The organism is Curtobacterium sp. MCBD17_032 (genome assembly GCF_003234855.1).
Taxonomy (GTDB): Bacteria; Actinomycetota; Actinomycetes; order Actinomycetales; family Microbacteriaceae; genus Curtobacterium.
In genome coordinates, this window is the sequence record NZ_QKTO01000018.1 from 1 (window position 1) to 21,571 (window position 21,571).

General features: G+C 73.0%; 18 protein-coding genes. 10 read left to right on the forward strand and 8 right to left on the reverse strand.

Annotated elements, in window-relative coordinates:
- Positions 1 to 344: 344 nt before the first annotated feature.
- A complete protein-coding gene (locus DEI91_RS15090) occupies positions 345 to 953 on the reverse strand; it encodes a DUF1992 domain-containing protein (RefSeq protein ID WP_111053084.1) in 609 nt (202 codons plus the stop codon).
- Between the two features lie 136 nt (positions 954 to 1,089).
- Here DEI91_RS15090 and DEI91_RS15095 point away from each other — a divergent pair, with 136 nt between their 5' ends.
- A complete protein-coding gene (locus DEI91_RS15095) occupies positions 1,090 to 2,151 on the forward strand; it encodes a sodium:calcium antiporter (protein ID WP_111053085.1) in 1,062 nt (353 codons plus the stop codon).
- A gap of 94 nt (positions 2,152 to 2,245) precedes the next feature.
- Here DEI91_RS15095 and DEI91_RS15100 read toward each other — a convergent pair whose 3' ends face one another.
- Complete coding sequence (locus DEI91_RS15100) at positions 2,246 to 4,066, reverse strand: glycoside hydrolase family 15 protein (RefSeq protein ID WP_111053086.1); 1,821 nt, start codon at positions 4,064 to 4,066, stop codon at positions 2,246 to 2,248.
- A gap of 222 nt (positions 4,067 to 4,288) precedes the next feature.
- Here DEI91_RS15100 and DEI91_RS16060 point away from each other — a divergent pair, with 222 nt between their 5' ends.
- The 5 genes from DEI91_RS16060 (at position 4,289) to DEI91_RS15130 (ending at position 11,480) form a co-directional block, all read left to right on the forward strand.
- Positions 4,289 to 5,146 (forward strand): DUF1206 domain-containing protein, encoded by an 858-nt coding sequence (locus DEI91_RS16060; RefSeq protein WP_181439642.1) that lies wholly within the window; start codon positions 4,289 to 4,291, stop codon positions 5,144 to 5,146.
- 126 nt (positions 5,147 to 5,272) lie between these two features.
- Positions 5,273 to 6,886 (forward strand): GAF domain-containing serine/threonine-protein kinase, encoded by a 1,614-nt coding sequence (locus tag DEI91_RS15115; protein WP_111053087.1) that lies wholly within the window; start codon positions 5,273 to 5,275, stop codon positions 6,884 to 6,886.
- Between the two features lie 56 nt (positions 6,887 to 6,942).
- A complete protein-coding gene (gene treS / locus DEI91_RS15120) occupies positions 6,943 to 9,306 on the forward strand; it encodes a maltose alpha-D-glucosyltransferase (protein WP_111053088.1) in 2,364 nt (787 codons plus the stop codon).
- A gap of 87 nt (positions 9,307 to 9,393) precedes the next feature.
- The gene (locus tag DEI91_RS15125; RefSeq protein ID WP_111053089.1) at positions 9,394 to 10,269 is read left to right on the forward strand and encodes an SMP-30/gluconolactonase/LRE family protein; all 876 of its coding nucleotides are present in this window, start codon (positions 9,394 to 9,396) and stop codon (positions 10,267 to 10,269) included.
- 104 nt (positions 10,270 to 10,373) lie between these two features.
- Positions 10,374 to 11,480, forward strand: coding sequence for an alpha/beta fold hydrolase (locus tag DEI91_RS15130; protein ID WP_258374459.1), 1,107 nt, complete (start codon positions 10,374 to 10,376; stop codon positions 11,478 to 11,480).
- A gap of 81 nt (positions 11,481 to 11,561) precedes the next feature.
- On the opposite strand, the gene DEI91_RS15135 is transcribed toward DEI91_RS15130, so the two are convergent.
- The 5 genes from DEI91_RS15135 to DEI91_RS15155 all read right to left on the reverse strand — a co-directional run bounded on the left by DEI91_RS15135 (position 11,562) and on the right by DEI91_RS15155 (position 15,415).
- Complete coding sequence (locus tag DEI91_RS15135) at positions 11,562 to 12,758, reverse strand: NAD(P)/FAD-dependent oxidoreductase (RefSeq protein WP_111053090.1); 1,197 nt, start codon at positions 12,756 to 12,758, stop codon at positions 11,562 to 11,564.
- A gap of 10 nt (positions 12,759 to 12,768) precedes the next feature.
- A complete protein-coding gene (locus DEI91_RS15140; RefSeq protein ID WP_111053091.1) occupies positions 12,769 to 13,569 on the reverse strand; it encodes an SDR family NAD(P)-dependent oxidoreductase in 801 nt (266 codons plus the stop codon).
- A 13-nt stretch (positions 13,570 to 13,582) separates the two neighbouring features.
- Entirely contained in the window at positions 13,583 to 14,089 is a 507-nt protein-coding gene (locus DEI91_RS15145) for a Dps family protein (protein WP_111053092.1), read from the reverse strand.
- 117 nt (positions 14,090 to 14,206) lie between these two features.
- Positions 14,207 to 14,722: a MarR family winged helix-turn-helix transcriptional regulator gene (locus DEI91_RS15150; protein ID WP_111053093.1), complete on the reverse strand. Its 516-nt coding sequence runs from the start codon at positions 14,720 to 14,722 to the stop codon at positions 14,207 to 14,209.
- Between the two features lie 135 nt (positions 14,723 to 14,857).
- The gene (locus DEI91_RS15155; protein ID WP_111053094.1) at positions 14,858 to 15,415 is read right to left on the reverse strand and encodes an NADPH-dependent FMN reductase; all 558 of its coding nucleotides are present in this window, start codon (positions 15,413 to 15,415) and stop codon (positions 14,858 to 14,860) included.
- Between the two features lie 126 nt (positions 15,416 to 15,541).
- Between DEI91_RS15155 and DEI91_RS15160 the strand changes: the two genes are divergently transcribed.
- The 4 genes from DEI91_RS15160 to DEI91_RS15175 all read left to right on the forward strand — a co-directional run bounded on the left by DEI91_RS15160 (position 15,542) and on the right by DEI91_RS15175 (position 20,468).
- On the forward strand, positions 15,542 to 17,176 hold the full coding sequence (locus DEI91_RS15160) for a glycoside hydrolase family 13 protein (protein ID WP_111053095.1): 1,635 nt from the start codon (positions 15,542 to 15,544) through the stop codon (positions 17,174 to 17,176).
- A gap of 264 nt (positions 17,177 to 17,440) precedes the next feature.
- Positions 17,441 to 19,447, forward strand: coding sequence for a DUF11 domain-containing protein (locus DEI91_RS16875; protein ID WP_146244322.1), 2,007 nt, complete (start codon positions 17,441 to 17,443; stop codon positions 19,445 to 19,447).
- 119 nt (positions 19,448 to 19,566) lie between these two features.
- Positions 19,567 to 20,208 (forward strand): DUF308 domain-containing protein, encoded by a 642-nt coding sequence (locus DEI91_RS15170; RefSeq protein ID WP_258374461.1) that lies wholly within the window; start codon positions 19,567 to 19,569, stop codon positions 20,206 to 20,208.
- Complete coding sequence (locus DEI91_RS15175) at positions 20,205 to 20,468, forward strand: hypothetical protein (protein ID WP_111053097.1); 264 nt, start codon at positions 20,205 to 20,207, stop codon at positions 20,466 to 20,468. Before DEI91_RS15170 ends, DEI91_RS15175 begins: the two co-directional genes overlap by 4 nt.
- 156 nt (positions 20,469 to 20,624) lie before the next feature.
- Here DEI91_RS15175 and DEI91_RS15180 read toward each other — a convergent pair whose 3' ends face one another.
- Positions 20,625 to 21,533, reverse strand: a complete 909-nt coding sequence (locus DEI91_RS15180) for a LysR family transcriptional regulator (RefSeq protein WP_181439643.1) — start codon at positions 21,531 to 21,533, stop codon at positions 20,625 to 20,627.
- Positions 21,534 to 21,571 lie beyond the last annotated feature (38 nt).

A 21,571-nucleotide genomic window follows, 5' to 3' on the forward strand; every position in this document is an offset into this window, starting at 1 on the left:
ATCTCCCAGGACGCCGCGGACCTGCTGAACCAGACCTTCAAGACGGACGCCGTCAAGCGCGGCCTCCTCGTCGGCACCGCCACCATCACCGCCCAGATCAAGTAACACCCGCGTCTCCCGGACGCACAGCACCACCACCAGAACGCCGTCCCGCACCCGCGGGACGGCGTTCCCGCGTCCCGGAACCCCACGAAGACACCCCCGTCACCCCCGGGACGCCGCCGAACCCGCGAGACGGCACAGTTCCCAGCGGCGCCTCGGGCACAACGCGGCGCCTCGGGCGCGACGCGGTGCCTCGCGCGTGACGCGGCGCCTCCGGCGCAGGCCTGAAGGCGCGCGCCTCGTCAGCCGCGCCGCCGGCGCCACCAACGGGACGGTCGGCTCTCCGCGGCGCGCGCGGCCGCAGCGACCGCGTCGGCCGCGAACCGGGCCTCCCGGCGGTCCTTCCAGGCCTGGACCTCGGCCTCGACGTCGCGCATCGGGGTCACCACGGGCGGTCCGCCGAGCAACTGGCGGCGCGCCTCCTTCACCCTGGCATTGAAGTCCACCAGGACGTCCCGCACGTCGGACTCTGCCGACAGTGCGTCGAGGTGGTCGTCGAGCTCGGCGTCCTCGGTGCGCAGCGACAGGGCGGGTGGGGCGATGCCGCGGATGTCCTCGCGCTCGATCTTCGCCTTGATCCACCAGTTCGGGTCGTGCTGGTCGCCGAGCCCGGGCAGCGGCTTGCCGTGGTACGGGTTGCCCTCGAACACGCCGCGCCGTTCGGCCTCCGCGATCTGGGCCCGCGCGTGCGCGGCGACGTCGGCGGCCTTGAGCAGCCGCCGCTCCTCGCGCTCGGCACGGACCTCGTCCGGGTCGAGCGTGCCCCGCTCGACCTCGGCGTCCACGAGCTGCTGGTAGCGGTACCGCGCGGCCTTCCGCAGGCGGTCCATCCGGGCATCGACGTCGTTCATCGTCGGACCATGATGCGCCCCACCACCGACCGCGACCCTCAGCCGCCGCCCGTGGACCACGACGACGCGCGGCACCGGGGGAGCCGATGGGCGCGGGAGACGGACAAGACGGGCACCGCGGTCCAAGGTCGCAGAGGTGGAATCCCTGCCCCTCTGGTTGCTCGTGGTCGTCTTCGTCGCCGGTGCGGCCGTCATCTGGGTCGCCGGCATCCAACTGTCGAAGACCACCGACGTGCTCGACGCGCGGCTGCACCTCGGCAGCGCGCTCGGCGGACTCATCGTCCTGGCCGTCGCGACGAACCTGCCCGAGATCGCCATCACCGTCAGCGCCGGGCTCTCCGGGTCGCTCGAGGTGGCCGCCGGCAACATCCTCGGTGGCATCGCGATCCAGACGGTCGTCATCGCCGTGCTCGACGCGTTCGGCAAGCGCGGGAGGGGCGTCAAGCCGATCACCTACCGCGCGGCGTCACTGACCCTCGTGCTCGAGGCGCTCGTCGTCGTGGCCGTCCTCGCCGTCGTGATCGCCGGGAGCCAGCTGCCGCCGGACCTCGTCGTCGCACGGCTCACCCCCGACGTCGTGCTCATCGCCCTCATCTGGGTCGCCGGGCTCTTCCTCGTGCAGCGCGCCGGCAAGGGGCTCCCGTGGCACGAGAGCGGTCACGCCCCGGACGCCAGCCCGCACGCGTCCGGCCACCGGACCCGCAAGCCGGACACCCCGCCGATGAGCACCCGGAAGGCCGTGGTCGTGTTCACGGTCTCGGCGCTCGCGACCCTCGTCGCCGGTGTCGTGCTCGAGCGGGCCGGCGACGCGGCCTCGAGCCAGATCGGGCTGTCCGGCGTGCTGTTCGGCGCGACCGTCCTGGCCCTGGCGACGAGCCTGCCGGAGATCTCCACGGGCCTCCAAGCGGTCAGGCAGGGCGACGACAACCTGGCGGTCTCCGACATCTTCGGCGGGAACGCGTTCCTGCCCGTGCTCTTCCTCGTGGCCACCGTGCTCTCCGGCAAGGCGGTGCTCCCGCAGGCGAACGCCAGCGACGTGTACCTCACGGCACTCGCGGCACTGCTGACGCTCGTCTACGCGGTCGGGCTCGTGTTCCGCCCGCAGCGCAGGGTGATCGGGATGGGCGTGGACTCGTTCCTCGTCGTCGTGCTCTACGTGCTCGGGATCGGCGGGCTCGTCGCGATCACGCTCGGCTGAGCGCCGGCGCAGCCGGCGCACCCGGCGCACCCGGTCCGATCGGAGCAGCGGGTCCGGCCGGCCTGTTGGCGCAGCCGGCACCACCGGCCGCCGGTCAGGCCTGCTCCGCCGCCATCTCCTCGATCGTCAGCGCCGCCTGGATGAGCGCCAGGTGGGACAGCCCCTGCGGGAGGTTGCCCATGAACGCCCCGTCCTCGCTGATCATCTCGCTGAACAGCCCGACGTCGTTCGCCTGGTCGACGACGTCCTCCATGAGCGCCCGGGCGTCGTCGAACCGCCCCGTGCAGGCGAGCGCCGCCACGAGCCAGAACGAGCAGGCGACGAACGGCGACTCCTCGTCCTCCATGCCGGAGTAGCGGTACACGAGCGGGCCGCGCTGCAGCTGCTCCTCGATCGCGCGGACCGTCGCCTGCATGCGCGGGCCCCGGTCGAAGCCCGACATCGCGTGGATGAGGATCGACGTGTCGAGTGCGTCGCTGCCCGGGTACATCACGTAGTGGCCGCGCTCCTCGTCCCACCCGTGCTCGGCCACCCAGGACTCGATGAGCTCGCGGTTCTCGATCCACTTGTCACGCGGGCCGTCGATCATGCCGGCGTCGTGCAGGTCGACCGCGGCGTCGAGCGCCTGCCACGCGCCGATCTTGCTCGTCACGTAGTGCTGCGTGTCCTCGAGCTCCCACATGCCCGAGTCCGGTTCGACCCAGCGGTGGCACGCGTCGTCGGCCAGGTCCTGCAGCACCGACGCGGTCTTCCGGTCGAGGACGTTCCCGGCCCGCACGTACTGCTGCAGGATCGCGAAGACGTCACCCCACACGCCGAGCTGCAGCTGGTTCCCGGCCCGGTTGCCGACCGTGACCGGCCCGATGCCGTTCCACCCGGGGACGTCGCGCTCCTCGACCTCGTCGGTCTTCGACCCGTCCAGGCCGTAGAAGATCGGCATCGTCTCGTCGTGCTCGGCGATCGTGCGCATCACCCACGACACCGCGGCATGGGTCTCCTCGCGCAGGCCGAAGCGGGTGAGCGCGTGCACCGTGTAGGCCAGGTCGCGCACCCAGGCGAAGCGGTAGTCCCAGTTCTTGTCGCCCGTGCGGTCTTCCGGGAGGCTCGTGGTCGGTGCCGCCGCGATCGCACCGGTGGGCGAGTAGATGAGCAGCTTCAACGCGAGGGCGCTCCGGTGCACCGCGTCGGCCCACGGGCCGTCGTAGTCGAACTCCTCGGACCACGCCGACCAGTTCGCGATCGTGCGGTCGACGCCCTCGAGGCTCCGTTCCGCCTCGGGCAGGAAGACCGGTTCGTCGTACGTCCCGACGACGGCGAGGATCGACTTCGACCCCTCGGACGTGTGGAAACGGCCGGAGAACCGCGGTCCGTCGTCGTGCACCGGCTCGAAGCCCTGCTCGACGATCGCGATGGTGACCCCGTCGACACCGACGACGGTACCGTTCGCGGTGTCCAGACGCCTCGGTTCCGCCTGGTTCAACAGCGTGCCGGGGACGACCGCCCACTCCATCTCGACCGACCCCGCGACGCCCTGCACGCAGCGTCCGATCTCGGCCCAGGGCAGCCGACCGGCGACCCCGGTCACCATGGCGTCGGTCACCGTGGCCGTCCCGTCGCGGGTCGTCCAGGTCGTCTCGAGGACGTTCGTGCCCGGGAGGTACCGGCGGGTGACCGACGCGGTGTCGTCCACCGGGCGGAGGGCGACGTGCCCGCCGTGCTCGGCGTCGACGATGCTCGCGAAGACCGGCGGCGAGTCCATCGCGGGGATCGGCAGCCAGTCGATCCGCCCGTCGCGCGCGATCAACGCGACGGTCCGCCCGTCACCGATGGCCGCGTAGGACCGGAGCGGGACGTACCCGTCGGTCCGTTCCTCGTTGTCGGTGGCGTCGGGTGTGTCTCGTGTCCGTTCCGGCATGGTCCCATCGTGCCCCGACCGGCTCCGCGCATCGAGGACCGGGCGTACCCCGGTCCGGACCCAGGTCGCGGCCGTGTGCGCACCGCACGCCCGCGTCCCGCGCGCAGAGCGCCGGACGGGAGGCCCGTGACGGGCCGACAACGGGCCTCCCGTCCGGCTCCGGACCGGCCCGGCGACCGCGGAGGGCCGGACAGGGCGGCCTCGCCGGGGCAGACTCGCAGGGTGACCGACGCAGCCCAGGACGCCGCCCGCGAGACCGGACGACAGGCGCGCCGCGCCGCCGACAGCAGGTGGTTCGAGGTGACTGCCCGTACCGGCTTCGTCGGCAGCGGGGTCGTGCACCTGCTCATCGGGTACCTCGCGGTGCTGCTCGGCATCGGGAACGCCGCGGCCGGCAGCGGCGCGCAGGGCTCCGAGTCCGGTGACACCGACCAGTCCGGCGCCCTCGCGCAGCTGGCCTCGGTCCCGGGTGGCGTCGTGCTCCTCTGGCTCGTCGCGATCGGCACCGCGGCGCTGACCGTCCGACTGCTCATCGAGGCCGTCGTCGGCGGTCGCACGGACGACGCGCGGGCCTGGGCGAACCGGGCGAAGGACGTCGGCAAGGCCGTCGTGTACGGCGTGGTCGCGTACTCGGCCACTTCCTACGCAGTCGGCGCCGGGAAGAGCTCCTCCGGGTCGACGACGAGCGCCGCCGCCACCGCGCTCGCGACGCCGGGCGGCGTCGTGCTCCTGTTCGTCGTCGCCGCGGTCGCGGTCGCCATCGGGGTCGGGCTCGTCGTGATCGGCGTGCGGGGGTCCTGGAAGAAGCACCTGCGCCCGCAACCGCAGTCCGTCCGTCGGCCGGTGGCCGTGCTCGCGACCCTCGGCTACGTCGCGAAGGGGATCGCGGTCGTCATCGTCGGCGTGCTCGTCGCCGTGGCCGCGGTCCGCAGCGACCCCGAGCAGGCGAGCGGGCTCGACGGGGCGTTCGACGCGCTGCGGTCGATGCCCGGCGGCTCCGTCGTCCTCGTCGTGGTCGGGCTCGGGTTCGCGGCGTTCGGCGTCTACAGCTTCTTCCGTGCCCGGTACGCGCGGATCTGACCGCGCGCACGGGATGGTCGCGGACACCGCGGCCCGCGCGATGCGATGATGCATCGCGGTGACGTCGCGCGTCGCCGGTGCCCGTGACCCGAGGTCGCGGCTCGCCCACATCGAAGACGAGGAAGCATGGTTCCGACGGAGGGACACCAGGAGGCCGCCCCGCTCCTGGCAGGCCGGTACCGCCTGGAGCAGGTGATCGGCCGCGGCGGCATGTCGGTCGTGCACCGGGCGTGGGACGAGGGTCTCGACCGACCGGTCGCCGTCAAGCTCTTCCATCCGGGCATCGTCGACATCGCACGCCAGGAGGCCGAGCAGGGCGTCCTGGCGTCGCTCGACCACCACAACCTCGTCAGCCTCCTCGACGCCGGTGTCGTGGAGGACCAGAACGGGTCGCTGCAGCGGTTCATCGTGATGGCGCTCGTGCACGGCCAGGACCTCGAGGAGCGGCTGTCGCTCGGGCCGCTCGCCTCGCGGCACATCGCCGAGATCGGCTACGACATGGCCGAGGCGCTCGACTACATCCACGCGCAGGGCGTCGTCCACCGGGACATCAAGCCGTCGAACATCCTGCTCGTCGACTACGGCAACGGCTCCGACCGGGCACGGGCACGGCTCACCGACTTCGGGATCGCGCTCGCGGCCGGTGTCGAGCGGCTCACCGCGGACGGCGTCACGACGGGCACGGCCGCCTACCTCAGCCCGGAGCAGGCCCGCGGTGGCGACGTCGGGCCGGCCAGCGACGTGTACTCGCTCGGGCTGGTGCTCCTGCAGTGCTTCACCCGGCGGCGCGAGTTCCCCGGCTCGCTCGTCGAGTCCGCGCTCGCACGACTCTCGCGCGACCCGGTGGTCCCAGAACCGCTGCCGGAGCACTGGAAGCAGGCGCTCGCGGCGATGACCGCGCAGGACCCGTCCGAGCGCCCGGTCGGCGGCGAGCTCGTCGCGCTGCTCCGCCACGTCGTGCTCACGGACACCGCGAGCGACGAACCGGCCGACGTCGCCGGGGACCCCGCGGCCGGTCGCGGTTCCGCCGGCGCAGCGCCGTCATCCGGCGCAGCGCCGTCGTCCGGCGCAGCGTCGGCCGGCTCGGTGTCGTCGTCCGGCTCGGTGACGGGTGGCTCGGGGTCGGGCGCCTCGGGGTCGGGCGGGGACGACGGGCGGCCGACGACGCTCGACGTCCTGCCCGAGGAGGCGCTCCAGCGCACGACCGCGATGGCGGCGCGCCTGTTCGACGCACCGATCGCGCTCATCGAGGTGCTCGACGAGGACCGGGAGTGGTCGCAGTCGTACGTCGCCGACGGCGTGGACAAGTCGGCGCGGAGCATCACCTTCCGCAACGGGTTCGCCCCGGTGCCGGTGCCCGTCGTTATCCCGGACGGATCGACCCACCCGGAGATGCGGAACAGTCCGCTCGTCACCGGGCCGCTCGGCATCCGGTTCTACGTCAGCGTGCCGCTCGTCCGGCACGACGGCGCGACCGTGGGCACGCTCGCGGTGCTCGACTCCCGTCCCCGCACGGCCGACGAGGCCGACATGGCGAACCTCCGGGACCTGGCGGCCCTCGCGGTCACGCAGCTCGAGCTCCGCCAGGAGTCCCTGCGGACCGGCACCAGCGACGCGCTCCCGACCGCGCGGACCGGCGGGACGCACACGGGCGGGGCAACGCACACGGGCGGTGGGCACGTCGCGGGCCGGCACAGCGGGGACGTCCCCGCGGCGCCGCAGCCGGACCGGGCCGGCTGACCCGCCCAACCGGCGACCGCCATCGGGCAGGCATGACTAGCGTGGGAGACGTGGACATGGACGACGAGGCACCCCGGATCGACGAGCAGGTCGCCGACGAGCACATCACCGGCGCACGGCTCCCGGTCGACCGGGCCGCGGGCGGCTCGGGCACGGCCGACACGGTCCCCGAGGGGGTGACCGACGAGGACGTGCCCGACGAGGACACGACCCCCGCGACCCCCGAGATCACGTACGACGAGCAGCTGTACCCGGCCCGACCCCGCCGCCTCCGACCGCGCGCCAACCTGCGCGGTGGCAGCCTGCAGCGCCGGTTCTCGGACCCGCGGGCGGCCAACGGCGAGAACCCGGCCTACATCGAGTGGCTCGTCCGCCAGTCGATGCTCAAGGACGCCGACGTCCTGAGTCGTCAGCTGTCCGGCTCCCCGAGCATGTGGCGCAACCCGTACGCCCGGCCCGACGCCCGGCGCGCCGTGTCGACCTCGGACGTCTGGTTCACCGCGTACCCGATCTCGCTCATCACGCGTCCGGGGGAGTCGTTCCTGACGGCGCTCGCCGACCCCGAGCTCTGGACGGCGTTCGAGCGCATCGGCATCAACGGTGTGCACACCGGTCCGGTGAAGCGCGCGGGCGGCATCCGCGGATGGCAGGAGACCCCGAGTGTCGACGGCCACTTCGACCGGATCGGGACGCAGATCGACCCGACCTTCGGGGACGAGGAGACGTTCCAGCGGATGACCGACGTCGCCGAGGAACACGGTGGCAGCATCATCGACGACATCGTCCCGGGACACACCGGCAAGGGCGCGGACTTCCGCCTGGCCGAGATGGCGTTCAAGGACTACCCGGGCATCTACCACATGGTCGAGATCCCGCCGGAGGAGTGGCACCTGCTCCCGACCGTGCCGGAGCACCGTGACTCGGTGAACCTCGACTCCGCCACCGAGTCCGCCCTCGCCGAGCGCGGCTACATCATCGGCGAGCTGCAGCGCGTGATCTTCCACCAGCCGGGCGTCAAGGAGACGAACTGGAGCGTCACCGCGCCGGTCGTCGGCGTCGACGGCGTCACCCGCCGCTGGGTGTACCTGCACTACTTCAAGGAGGGGCAGCCGTCGGTCAACTGGCTCGACCCCACCTTCGCCGGCATGCGGCTCGTGATCGGTGACGCCCTGCACTCCCTGGGCGACCTCGGGACGAGCGCGCTCCGTCTCGACGCGAACGGGTTCCTCGGCGTCGAGAAGAGCGCGGAGGGCGCCCCGGGCTGGTCCGAGGGCCACCCGCTGTCGCATGCGGCCAACCACGTCATCGCGGGCATGGTGCGGAAGGTCGGCGGCTTCACGTTCCAGGAGCTCAACCTGACGATCGAGGACATCCGCGACACCGGGGCCGTCGGCGCCGACCTGTCGTACGACTTCATCAACCGGCCGGCGTACCACCACGCCCTCGCGACCGGGGACACCGAGTTCCTCCGCCTGACCCTCCGCACCTCGCTCGAGCTGGGCGTGGAGCCGGTCAGCCTGGTGCACGGCATGCAGAACCACGACGAGCTCACGTACGAGCTCGTGCACTGGGCGACGCTGCACAAGGACGACGTCTACACGTTCCACGGCGAGGAGACGACCGGCGGCGCGCTCGCCGAGCGGATCCGGGCCGACCTGACGGACGCGCTGACGGGCGAGGCCGCCGACTACAACCTCGTGTTCACCACGAACGGCATCGCCTGCACGACGGCGTCGCTCATCGCGGCGACCCAGGGGCACCCCTCCCTCGACGCGATCACCGACGAGCACGTCCCGCAGATCCGCGACGCCCACCTGCTGCTGGCGGCGTTCAACGCCTGGCAGCCGGGCGTCTTCGCGCTGTCCGGGTGGGACCTGCTCGGGTCGCTGACGCTCCCGCAGGGGCTCGTCACGGACCTGATCGCCGAGGGCGACACCCGGTGGATCGAGCGCGGCGCACACGACCTGCTCGGCGTCGCCCCGGACACCGAGCGCTCCGCCTCCGGCATGCCCCTGGCCCGGTCGCTGTACGGTCCGCTGCCGGAGCAGCTCGAGCACCCGGACTCGTTCGCGTCCCGGCTCGGGGAACTCCTCCGGGTCCGCACCGAGTACGGCATCGCCTCGGCCCGCCAGGTCGACGTCCCCGAGGTGGCGCACCGCGGGATGCTCGTGATGGTCCACGAGCTCGAGTCGACCGACGAGCAGGGCGAACCGATCGTGCAGATCACGGTGCTCAACATGACCGACACGGCGCTCGACGGCACGATCCGGTCGGAGTCGCTCCCGCACGGCGCGACGGTCGTCGACGCGACGGACCACAGCGAGCTCGGCACCGTCGACGACCTGTGCAGCTTCCCGCTGCGCATCGACGCGTACGGCTCGCGCTTCCTCGTCCTGCGCCGGACCGCCCCCGAACAGTGACCGCCGCCGCCGTCCGTCCCGCGTGATCGGGACGGACGGTCGGCGGGCTGAGCGGCCGGGCACCGCGCGACCGGTAGACCGGACGGCATGACGACGAGCGCCACCACCGGACCGGCCCGCGTGTTCTCCGACGTGCAGGCGACCCTCGCCGAGAGCATCGTGTGGGACCCCGGCCAGCAGGTGGCCCGCTGGGTGGACATCCCGCACGGCACCCTGACGACCGCCGACGCCGACGGTCGGGTCCTGCGGACGGTGTCGCTCGACCCGCCGCTGCCCTCGTTCCAACCCCGGGCGACGGGTGGGTTCGTCGCCGCGCAGGACGACACCGTGGTGCTGACGGACGGGGACGGGCACGTGGAGCGCGAACTCGCCGGCGTGCGGCACGCGAACGACGAGATGCGCTTCAACGAGGGCAAGTGCGACCCGTTCGGGCGGTTCCTCGTCGGCAGCATGGACCCGACGGACGGACCGCCGGCCGGAGCGCTGTACGCGTTCTCGCCGGACGGCACGGTCCGGGTGCTGCGGGACGGATTCGGCACCACGAACGGCATGGAGTGGAACGACGACGGCTCCGAGATGTACGTGACCGACACCGACACGGACACGGTGTACCGCGGCACGTACGGCCCCGACGGGGAGCTCGGCGACCTCACGCCGTTCATCGACGGGGCGGCGCACGACGGCCTGGTCCGCGACGACGAGGGCTGCTTCTGGGGTGCGATCTACGGCGAGTCCCGGGTGGAGCGGTACGGCCCGGACGGCACGCACCTGGAGACGGTCGAGATCCCGGCTCCGAACGTGACCTCCGTCGCCTTCGGCGGGACCGACATGTCCCTCCTGCTCGTGGGGACCGCGCGCGAGGGCCTGACCGACGAGCAGCTCGCGGAGGCGCCGCACTCGGGCTCCGTCTTCGCGGTGCCGACGCGGGTGCACGGTCGCCCCGCCTTCCCGTTCGGGGGCTGACCCGACGGGATCGCCGCAGCGGACGCGAGCACCGGCGCGGAGCGCCCGCCGGGACGCTCGCGCGCGGTAGCCTGGGCGACCGCCAGCGACCGCGAGGAGCCCCTGTGAACGACGAGCACCACCAGGGGACGCCCGTGCCGCCGGGCGCCCCGGACCCGGCCGGCGAACTCGCCCGGGCCGACGACGCCGACGTCGAGGTGCGCGTCGACCGGATCGCGGTCGACGGCACGTACGTGCGCGTCAGCTCGATCGGCGAACCCGGTGAGCGCGCCTTCGTCCTGGTGGCCGGCCTCGGCATCGCCTCCACCTACTACGAGCGCCTCGCGCCGCACCTCAACGAGAACGGTCCGGTGCACGCGCTGGACCTGCCCGGCTTCGCCGGTGTCCCGCGCTTCCGGGGGCGCGTCTCGATCGAGCGGTACGCGGACGCGGTGGGAGCGGTCATCGACGACCTCCGCCTGCACGACCCGGTGCTGATCGGGCACTCGATGGGGACGCAGGTCGTCACCGAGCTCGCCGCCCGGCGCCCGGACATCTCCGACGTGGTGCTCATCAGCCCGGTCCTCGACCCGGCGGCACGGTCGCTGCGGAAGGCCGCGCTGCGGTTCCTCCGGTCCTCCGTGCACGAGCCGTCCGCGGTCCGCTGGCACGCGGTCACCGCCTACGCGCTCTGCGGGTGGCACTGGTTCCGGAAGGTCCTGCCCGAGATGATCGCGTACCCGATCGAGGAGCGCGCCGCCGAGGTCCGGGCCCACACCCTGATCGTGCGCGGCGAGCACGACGCCCTCGTGCCACGCGCCTGGGTCCGGCGGCTGGCGCGGGCCCTGCCGTACGCCGTCCTCCGCGAGGTCGTCGGCGGTGCCCACTCGGTGATGCACGCCCAGGCCGACGCCGTCGCCCGGCTCGCCGTCGCGCACGTCGACGGTCGGCTGCCGGACCGCGGGGTGTCCTCGCTGCAGCGGGTCCGCGACGACTCCACGGCCTCGGACCTCGACCGCCTCAGCCTCACCGACCGGTGGCTCGTCGTGAAGTCGCGCTTCATGGAACTCGGCGGCATGGCGAAGGGCGACGACGAGCAGCTCGAGGAGGCCAAGTCGGCGCACGCGGTGGCGATGGCCGACAGCGACGGCGTCCCGGTCGATCCCGGACAGCGGGAAGCGGTCGTCGAGACCGTCGCACCGGAACGGCGCGGCGACCGCCGCCCCTTCTGACCGCGTCCGCACGGGAGGCCCGTCACCGGCCCGCAGGACCGGTGACGGGCCTCCCGTCCGACGCTGGTGCCGGCGGGCCGGTCAGTCGGCGCTGATCGTGCCCGGCAGCAGGTCGGGCGTCAGCGTGTGCGCCTCGGCGAGGACCTTGCGCGCCTCGTCGGTCTTCCCGGGCACGTTCCACAGCAGCACGCCGGTGACCAGGTCGTCGTCGTCCAGGTGGTACACGACGCCCCGCTCGTGCGGTTCCGCCCAGTCCTCGACGGTGCGGAGGGACGAGGACACGGTGCCCACGGCCTCGTACCGGACGTCGAAGACGCTGGAGTACGACATCGGCGTGTGCTCGTACGGCTCGTCCGCACCGGCCATGTTGCGACCGGCCTGCCGGCCCTGCTGTTGCGCGTTGTCGACGTGCTCGACACGACGCGTGCCGAGCAGCCGGTCCGGGTAGGACGCGACGTCCCCGGCGGCGAACACCGCGGGGTCGTCCGTGCCGAGCGTCCGGGACACGCGCACGCCGTCGTCGACGGTGAGGCCGGCGTCCTCGGCGAGGCGCGTCGCCGGGTCGATGCCCAGGCCGACGACGGCGACGTCGGCCGTGACCGTCGACCCGTCGACGAGCGTCAGGACGACGCCGTCCGCCGTCTCCTCGCCCGACTCGACCCGGCGGCCGGTGCGGACTTCGACGCCGGCGTCGACGAAGCGCTGCTGGAAGACGGCCGCCAGGCCGGCGGGGAACACGTGCCCGCCGAGCACGTCGTCCGGGGTGACGAGCGTCACGCGGACGCCGTTCTGTACCAGCCCCGCGGCGATCTCGGTCCCGATGTAGCTGCCGCCCACGACGACCACCGAGGCACCCGCGTCGGCGTGGCGACGGAGTGCGCGGTAGTCGGCGGCGCTGCGGTAGCCGAGCACCCGGTCGGACGGCTCGAGCCCGGGCAGGTCCCGCGGGTGGCCACCGGTGGCCAGGAGCAACCGGTCGTACCCGACGACCTGGCCGTCGGCGGTCGACACGGTCTTCGCCGCGCGGTCGATCGACTCGACCCTGGTGCCGAGCACGAACTCGGCGCCGGTCTCCTCGGTGTGCAGGTCGACCTTCTCGTCCCAGCTGAAGTCCGGATCCGTCCAGAGCTTCTTGGACAGGGCCGGACGGGCGTACGGGCGGTCGACGTCCTCGCTGATGATCCCGATCGTGCCGTCGGGGTCGAGCTCGCGGATGCCGCGGGCAGCGGAGTCGGCGACCATCCCGCCGCCGACGATGAGGTGGCGGTGGTGGGGCATGGGTCCTCCGTCAGATGGCGGCGACCGAGCCGGAGTCGACGCGGTAGTCCGCCCCGTTCACGAAGCTGGCGAGCTCGGAGCAGAGGAACGCCACGACGTTGGCGACCTCCTCGGGCTCACCGCGTCGCTTGAGCTCCATGTACGGACGCTCCTCGTCGAGGAAGCTCGAGATCGCCTCGTCGAACGAGGTGCCGAGCTGCTTCGACCGCTTGTCCATCATGGCGTCGGTCATCGGCGTGTGGATGAACGCGGGCGAGACCGTGTTCACGAGCAGCCCCTCCTGCGCGTAGGACCGGGACAAGCCCTTCGCGAACGAGAGCACCCCGGCCTTCGCGGCGCAGTAGGGGAGCTCGTCGTCGTACGGCTGCCGGGCGTCCTCGGACACCAGGTACACGATCCGGCCCCAGCCGCCCTTCCGCAGGTCGCCGATGAACTCGCGGGTGATCCGGACCGGCCCCATCAGGTCGATGTCCAGCGTCTCCTGCCAGCCGGCCTCGTCGATCTCGTGGAACATGCCCTGCGCACCCGTGACGCCCGAGGACTGCACGAGGATGTCGATCTCGCCGACGGCGTCCCGCACCTTGTCGTGCAGGGCCGCGAGGCTGTCGGCGCTCCGGACGTCCGCCGCGAACGCGTGCAGCGTGCCGTGCGGCGCCTCGAGCTGGTCGGCGCTCGTGTCGAGGCGGCCCTGGTCGATGTCGGTGACGACCACGGTCGCACCCTCCGCCAGGAGGATGCGCGCCGTGTTCCAGCCGATGCCGGAGTCACCACCGAAGACGAGGGCGGTCTTGCCCTGGATCCCGAGGTCCACGTGTGGTCCGGGCCTACTCGTGCTCGGACGCTTCGGCGACCGCGGCGGTCGTCGCGCTCGCCAGGGGCGTCCGGGGGGCGCGGTTCTCCGCGCTGACCATCCAGGCGAGCTGCTCGAGCCGCTCGATGAAGCCGTGCAGCAGGTCGGCGGTCGTGGGGTCCTCCTCGTCGACCTCGTCGTGCACGTCGCGCATCGTCGCGGTGGTCTGGTAGAGGCGCAGCGTGATGAGGTCGATCGCGTCGTGCGTGAGGACCTCGCCGTCCGGGAACGCGTCGAGGTGGGTGCCGGCGGCGACGGTCGCGGACCGGCCGTCCGGCACGGCGTAGAGCGCGCGCATGCGCTCCGCCATGTCGTCGGCGAACTCACGGGCGGCCTCGACGATCTCGTCGAGCTGCAGGTGGAGGTCGCGGAAGTTGGTGCCGAGGATGTTCCAGTGGGCCTGCTTGCCCTGCAGGTGCAGGTCGATCAGGTCGACGAGGACCTTCTGGAGGTTGGCGGCGAGCGTTTCCGACGCGTGCATGTGACGACTCCTTCTTCGCGGTACTGACGCATCCGGTCTACCCGCTCGGTCCCCCGTCGCTCCCAGTGGGTGTCGAGGTGGCGTCCCCCGCGGTGCCGGCCGGGGTGCCGCCGGAGGTCAGTGTGCGACGAGGGGCGGGTCGACCCGGTCGACCGCGCTGCGCATCTGCTCGAGGAACACGGCGACGACGCGGGCGTCCTCTGCGCTGAGTCCCTCGGCGATCCCCATCATGCGCCGGTGCATGACGCCGAGCGTCGCGCGCACCTCGGCGTCGGTCTCGACCGTCGGCACGATGATGAGGCCGCGGCGGTCGGTGGGGTGCGGCTCACGCCGGACGTGCCCGCTCTTCACGAGACGGTCGACCAGGATCGTCGTCGACGCCGACGAGATCTTCAGGTACGCGGAGAGGTCCTTCGGGCTGACCGAGTGTCCGGAGCGCTGCGCCTGCAGCAGGTGCCGGATGGCGAGCAGGTCGGTCTCGCCCATCCCCATCGAGTCACGCGTGCGGCGGCGCATGGCGGTCTCGGCAGCACGGTAGCGACGGAGTGCGTTCAGCACGGCGACGCCACGCTGGGTCGCATCGTCGTCCGGGAACCAGTAACCGGACGCCTCCGTGATCTCCTGCGTGGTCATCCCGAAAGGATAATCCGTCTGGTAGCGAGGCTGTCTAGCGATGCAGCGGACGCCCAGCAGACGGACGGGAGGCGCGGTGCTCGTCGGCACCGCGCCTCCCGTCCGGCCCCGGTCGCGGTGACGCGACCGGGAGCGCTACGCCGCGACCGGCTCGCCGGCCGCGTCGGCGAGCGCGGTCAGGGCGCCGCGCACGAGCCCGACGACCTCCTCGTCCTCACGCGGGTGGGTCTCGGCGAAGCGGACGACGGACTGCGGGATCGCGACCTTGACGTCGTCCAGCACCTTCGCGCCGGCGATGCCGGCGGCCTTGCGTGCCTCGTCGTGGGCCCAGACGCCGCCGTACTGGCCGAAGGCGGAACCGATGACGGCCAGGGGCTTGCCGGAGATGGGCGACGAGCCGAACGGCCGCGACGCCCAGTCGAGTGCGTTCTTCAGCACGGCCGGCATCGTGCCGTTGTACTCCGGGGTGACGAGGAGCAGGCCGTCGGCCTCGGCGACCGCCCGGCGGAACGCGACGGCCGCGGCGGGCGGGGTGTCGCCGTCGAGGTCCTCGTTGTAGAACGGCAGGTCGACGATGCCGTCGAAGACCGTGAGCTCGATGCCCTCCGGTGCGTGCTGGACGGCGGCCTCGGTGAGCTGACGGTTGGTGGAGCCGGCGCGGAGGCTGCCGACGAGGGCGACGATCTTGGTCATGACGGTCCTTCTGGTCGTGGTGGTTGCACCGACAACCGATCCGCGGCGCGCGGGATTCCCGGCGGTGCCGAGCGGCGTGTCCGCCCGACCGCGCCACGCGGAGGGGCCGTCGGTACTGTCGGCGAGGTGAAGAAGACGCCGCGTGACACACCCCGCACCACCGACCCGGACTGGTGGCGGCAGGCCGTCGTCTACCAGGTGTACCCGCGGAGCTTCGCCGACTCGGACGGGGACGGCATCGGTGACGTCGCCGGTGTGGCGAGCCGGGTGCCGTACCTCGCGGAACTCGGCGTCGACGCCGTCTGGTTGTCGCCCTTCTACCCGTCGCCGCTCGCCGACGGTGGCTACGACGTCGCCGACCACCGGGACGTCGACCCGACGCTCGGGTCCCTCGACGGGCTCGACGAACTGGTCCACACCGCGCACGAGCACGACCTCCGGGTGATCGTCGACCTGGTGCCGAACCACACGTCGGACCAGCACGCGTGGTTCCGGGCGGCGCTCGCGGCTGATCCCGGGTCCGTCGAGCGGGCACGGTACGTCTTCCGGGACGGCTCCGGCCCGGACGGCGACCAGCCGCCGAACGACTGGGTGTCGAACTTCGGTGGCAGCGCGTGGACACGGGTGCCGGACGGCCAGTGGTACCTGCACCTCTTCGCGCCCGAGCAGCCGGACCTCGACTGGTCGAACGCCGAGGTGCGCGCGGACTTCGAGCACACCCTGCGGTTCTGGTCCGACCGCGGGGTCGACGGCTTCCGCGTGGACGTCGCGCACGGGCTCGCGAAGGACCTGTCCGAGCCGTACCGGCCGTCGAACGGGGAGGCGCTGCCCCTCGACGGCTCCGACCCGCTGTACGACCGCGACGAGGTGCACGAGATCTACGCCGACTGGCGGAAGGTCCTCGACCAGTACGACCCGCCCCGCGCGGCGATCGCCGAGGCGTGGGCGCCGGCGCCGCGCCGCGTGCTCTACGCCCGGCCGACCGAGCTCGGCCAGGCGTTCAACTTCGACCTCCTCGAGGCGCCCTTCGACCCGGTGGCGTTCCGGACCCTCATCGACCAGAACCTCGAGGCGGCTGCGACCTCCGGCGCCTCGAGCACGTGGGTGCTGTCGAACCACGACGTGGTCCGGCACGCGACGCGCTACGGACTGCCCGACGGCACCGACACCGACGCCTGGCTCCTGTCGGACGGGACCACCCCGCCGCTCGACCGCGAGGCCGGCCTCCGCCGTGCCCGGGCGGCGACGCTGCTCGTCCTCGCGCTGCCCGGTTCGTCGTACCTGTACCAGGGCGAGGAACTCGGGTTGCACGAGGCGCCGGCCATCCCGCACGACCGCTTGCAGGACCCGAAGTGGATCCGGACCGGCCACACCGTGAAGGGCCGCGACGGCTGCCGCGTCCCGATCCCGTGGACGAGGTCGGGGCCGTCGTTCGGCTTCGGGGACGCGGCCCCGCACCTGCCGCAGCCGGAGGACTTCGGCGCGGTGAGCGTCGAGGCGCAGGACCGGGTGCCCGGGTCGACGCTGTCCTTCCACCGCGAGGCCCTGGCCGCCCGTCGGCGACTGCAGCAGGGCGAGGAGCTCACCTGGATCGAGACGTCCTCGCCCGACGTGGTCGCCTTCGCGCGGCACGACGGCTGGCGGTCGTACACGAACTTCGGGGACGCGCCGGTGCCGATGCCGGAGGGGGCGGTCGTCGTGACGTCGGGTCCGCTCGGGGACGGTGGACTGCCCGGGGGCACCACGGTCTGGGTCGCGTAGCGGTCCGGGCTTCCCCTCCACAGCCGGGAGGCCCGTGGTGGCGGTCCACAGGTCGGGTCCGGTCCTCCGGGTGGAAGCCCCGAGCCGGCGACGATCGGTGGCATGACACATGACACCACTTGGTCACCTCCAGCACCACCACTGATCCGCGGCTCCCGTGACCCGGCGGCGGCCGGGCTCCGGCCCGTCCGCGCCCGGCCTGCCCGACCTGCCCGGAGCCGGCCGGCTCTGGGCCGCGCCCCCCGACGCGGGGCGTTCGCGCGGGTGTGTTCGCTCGCAGTGGCGGCGATCGCCCTCGGGGCCGTCACCGTGCCGACCCTGCCGCCGCCGACGGCCACCGCCGACGAACTCGCCTTCCCCTGGTCGACGGGGTTCGACGACGCCGCCGGGGGGAGCCTCAGCGGGTCCGCGACGACCACCGGCGGACGACTCCGCCTGACGGAGGCCGTCCGTGACCAGGCCGGGGCGTGGGCGATGGGCGACACCTTCCCGTCCTCGCTCGGGCTCGACATCGAGTTCGACTACGCGATGTGGACGCCGGGCGCGATCGGTGCCGACGGGCTCCTGCTGTACCTGGCCGACGGCTCCGTGCCGGCCGGTGTCGGGGCCTACGGGTCGGCCCTCGGGTACTCCTGCCGCTCCGGCACGACCCAGGGTGGCGGGCCGTGCACCCTGCCGGGCCTGCCGGGCGCCTTCGCGGCGGTCGCCCTCGACCAGTACGGCAACTTCTCCCTGCCGTTCAACGACAGCGGCCCGGGCCAGACGCCGGACACCGTGACGATCCGTGGTTCCGGGGACGGGCTCTCGGGGTACCGGTTCGTGCAGCACGCCGGCGTGGCGGGCGGCGTCGCGACGGGGAGCCCGGCGACCCGGAAGGTGCGGGTGACGCTCGTGCCCGACGGCGACGGGCTGGCCCTGACCGTGCAGCTGCAGATGCCCGACGGCATGCGCACCGTGCTCGACCGCGTCCCGCTCGAGGGGAACGGTCAGGCGGCGCTGCCGGACACCCTGCGCATCGGGTTCGCCGGCGCGACCGGGTCGTTCGCGAGTGTCCACGAGGTCGACGACCTGCGCGTCAGCCAGCCGGCCGACCTCCGGGTCGAGCACGACGTGCCGCCGCTCGTGGCGGGTGAGCAGGTGCGGTACACCGTGACCGCGTCGAACGTCGGTCCCAACGCGTCCTCGCCGAGTCCGCTCGACGTCGACGTGCCCGACCAGGTGCACGACGTCCACTGGACCTGCGCGGCCGCGTCGTCCTCGACGTGCACCGCACCGTCCGGCACAGGGGACGTCCACACCGCGGTCGGCCTCGAGCGGGGTGGATCGGCCACCGTGACGGTCGAGGGCGCGATCGACCCGGACACGACCGGCTCGCTGACGAGCACGGCGACCGTGCAGACGGCACCGGGACTGGCGGACACGAACGAGGCCGACAACACTTCGATCGCCTCGACTCCAGTGGAGACGGTCGCGCAGCTCACCACGGGCAAGTCGGTGACCACGGCCGACCCGGTCGCTCCCGGTGACGAGGTCGAGTACGCCGTGACCGCACGGAACGACGGACCGTCGACCGCGCGGTCCGTCGGAGCGGTCGACGACCTGCCCGCGCACCTGACGTTCGCGGGCTCGGACGACGGCTGCTCCGCCGAGGGGCAGCACGTCACCTGTTCCTCCGCGGTCGACCTCGCCCCGGGGCAGGAGCACGTGTTCCGGCTCCGGGCCCGACTGGATCCGGAGTACCGCGGCGACGGGTCCGACGTGGTGAACGTGGCCACGGCGACCTCGCCCACGGACCCGGACGGCGGCGAGGAGTCCCCGGAGGTCCCGATCCGGGTGGTCGTGCCGGGCGGTCCGGGCACGGGAGGCCCTGAGGGGCCGGAGGGTCCGGAGGGTCCGGAAGGGCCGGAGGGTCCGGAAGGTCCGGAGGGGCCGGAGGGGCCGGAAGGTCCGGAGGGGCCGACCGGTCCGACCGGCCCGGCAGGCCCCGCTGGGCCGACGGGCCCTGCTCCGCACGCCGGAACCGGCGGTCCGAGCAGCCCGGCAGGCCCGGACGGTGGCCGGGGGGCAGTGTCATCCGGACCGGGCCGCAGCGTGACCCGGGCGTCCGGTCCGCAGGCGCTGGCCTACACCGGTGCGGACGGCCTCGCCGCGGCCGGCGCCACCGCGGCGGTGCTCGCCGCCGCCGGGGGTGGCACCTGGGTCCTCCTGCGGCGCAGGCGCCGGACCGTCGGCCCGGTTGCGGACCCGGTCGAGGACACCGGACAGCTGTGACACCCCGACGGTGGCGGGAGACGCGAGCTGCCTCCCGCCACCGTCGAGCGGCCCGGGCAGACGACCGGGACGGCGGCGGTAGGATCGATCGTACGAACCGCCAGCCCGAGAGAGGTCCTGTGTCCGACTCCGTGGACGACGCCCACCAGCGCGCGCGGTACTGGCCGGTCCCCGTCCTCCGGGCCGTCCCGGCCGCCGTCATCGCGATGGTGATCACCTTCTCCCCGAACCACGCCGCCGCGTTCGGCCTCGTGTCGTTCGGGGTCTTCGCCCTGGTCGACGGCGCCGCCCTCGCCTGGGGGAGCGCCACTCGCCTGCCGGACGACGCCCGTTCGCGCCGGTCCGGCCTCCTGCAGGCGGTGCTCTCGTTCGTCGCCGGCGGGGTCGCACTCGCGTGCAACGGCCTCGGACTCCCGGCGTTCATCGCGATCGTGGTCGCCTACGCCGTCCTGACCGGTGCGCTCGAACTCGCGCAGGGCCTCCGCGCCCGAGGCCGGTCACCGTTCTCCCGTGACTGGACGACCGTCGGCGGCCTCACCCTGCTGCTCGCCGTCGCCTTCCTCGTGACGCCCCCGGACTACTCGCAGCAGCTCGGCGGCGTCGAGCGGGTCACCGGCACCCTGGACGCGTCGATCGTCCTCGTCGGACTCCTCGGCGCGTACCTCGCCATCGCGGCGGTCTTCCACCTGATCGCCGGCCTCTCGCACAAGTGGGGGACGGCTGCGCCCGCGGCCACCCCGGACGGAGCACCACACGCATGACCACCCCCAGCCGTCGTGACCGTCTGCGTCCGGCAGAACTCCTCGGGATCTCCGCGATCATCGCGGTCGTCGTCGGGCTCGTCGTGCTGATGTCGACCCGGGAGCCGACCCTCGCGCTCGTCTTCTTCGGGGTCGGGTTCATCGTGGTCGTCGTCGTGATGGCGATGCTCCAGCTCACCTCCACCTCGGACCAGGACGACAACGACATGCTCGGCGGGCACAAGACGCCCGGCGACGGCGAGGGCGACGGCTTCCACTGAGCCTGCCCGCGATGCGAACGGGCATCAGACGGTCCCCCGGGCCAGGCAGTCGCCGGGTCTCCAGGGCGTGCTCGTGGCCCGTGCTCGCGACCCGTCCTCGTGACCCGTCCTCGTACCGGAGTCCGACCGCAGGCAGCGGTCCTCGCGGCCGACGGGTCAGAGCGTGGCCGCGACGATGTCCCGCGCCAGCGCCCGGGTCGCGCGGTTCGGCTCCGGGGTGCTCCGCATGGCGAGCCCGATCCGCAGGGGCTCGACAGCGTCCTCGAGCTCCAGCACGGCGCCGTCGAACCGGACTCCCGAGTCCGGCACGACTCCGACGCCGATGCCCGCCGAGGCGAAGCGCACGACCGCCGGCATGTCGTTCATCTCGGCGACCACCCGCCGCCGGATCCCGAGCCGGTCCAGCGCCGCGTCGAGGATCAGCCGGTTGCCGAACCCCGAGGCGGTGTCGACGAAGGACTCGTCCGCCAGCTCCGCGAGCGACACCGAGGACCGACCAGCGAACCGGTGGTCGGTCGCGAGGAACACCCGGAACGGCATCTCGCGGAGCGGCTCGACGACCACGCCGGCCGGTGTCGCGGGCAGCCCCGTGTAGGCGAGGTCGAGCCGACCCGCCACCAGGTCCTGCACGAGCCCGGTCGTCCCGGTCGGGGACGTCATGAGTTCCACCGCGACGAGCGGGTGTCGCTCGCGGAACCCACGCAGGACCCCGGTCAGGTCGACGATGTCCATGCTCGTGAAGATCCCGAGCCGCACCCGGCCGCGCAGTTCCGCGTCGGAAGCGGCGGCCAGGTCCCGCATCCGGTCGAGCGACTCGAGCACGGCACGAGCATGCGGGAGCAGGTCCTCACCCGCCGCGGTGAGGACGAGACGCCGTCCGCCGCGCTCGAACAGCTGGACGCCCAGGGAGCGCTCGAGGCTCGCGATGCCCGCGGAGACGGTCGACTGCGCCGCCCACAGGCGTTCCGCAGCCCGGGTGACACCGCCCTCGGTCGCCACCGCGACGAACTGCTCGAGCAACCGCGTTTCCATGCCCTCATCATCGACCAGGTCGATGGTCGTCATCAAGACGATCCGTTTGACCCGATGGTGCAGTGGCGGGA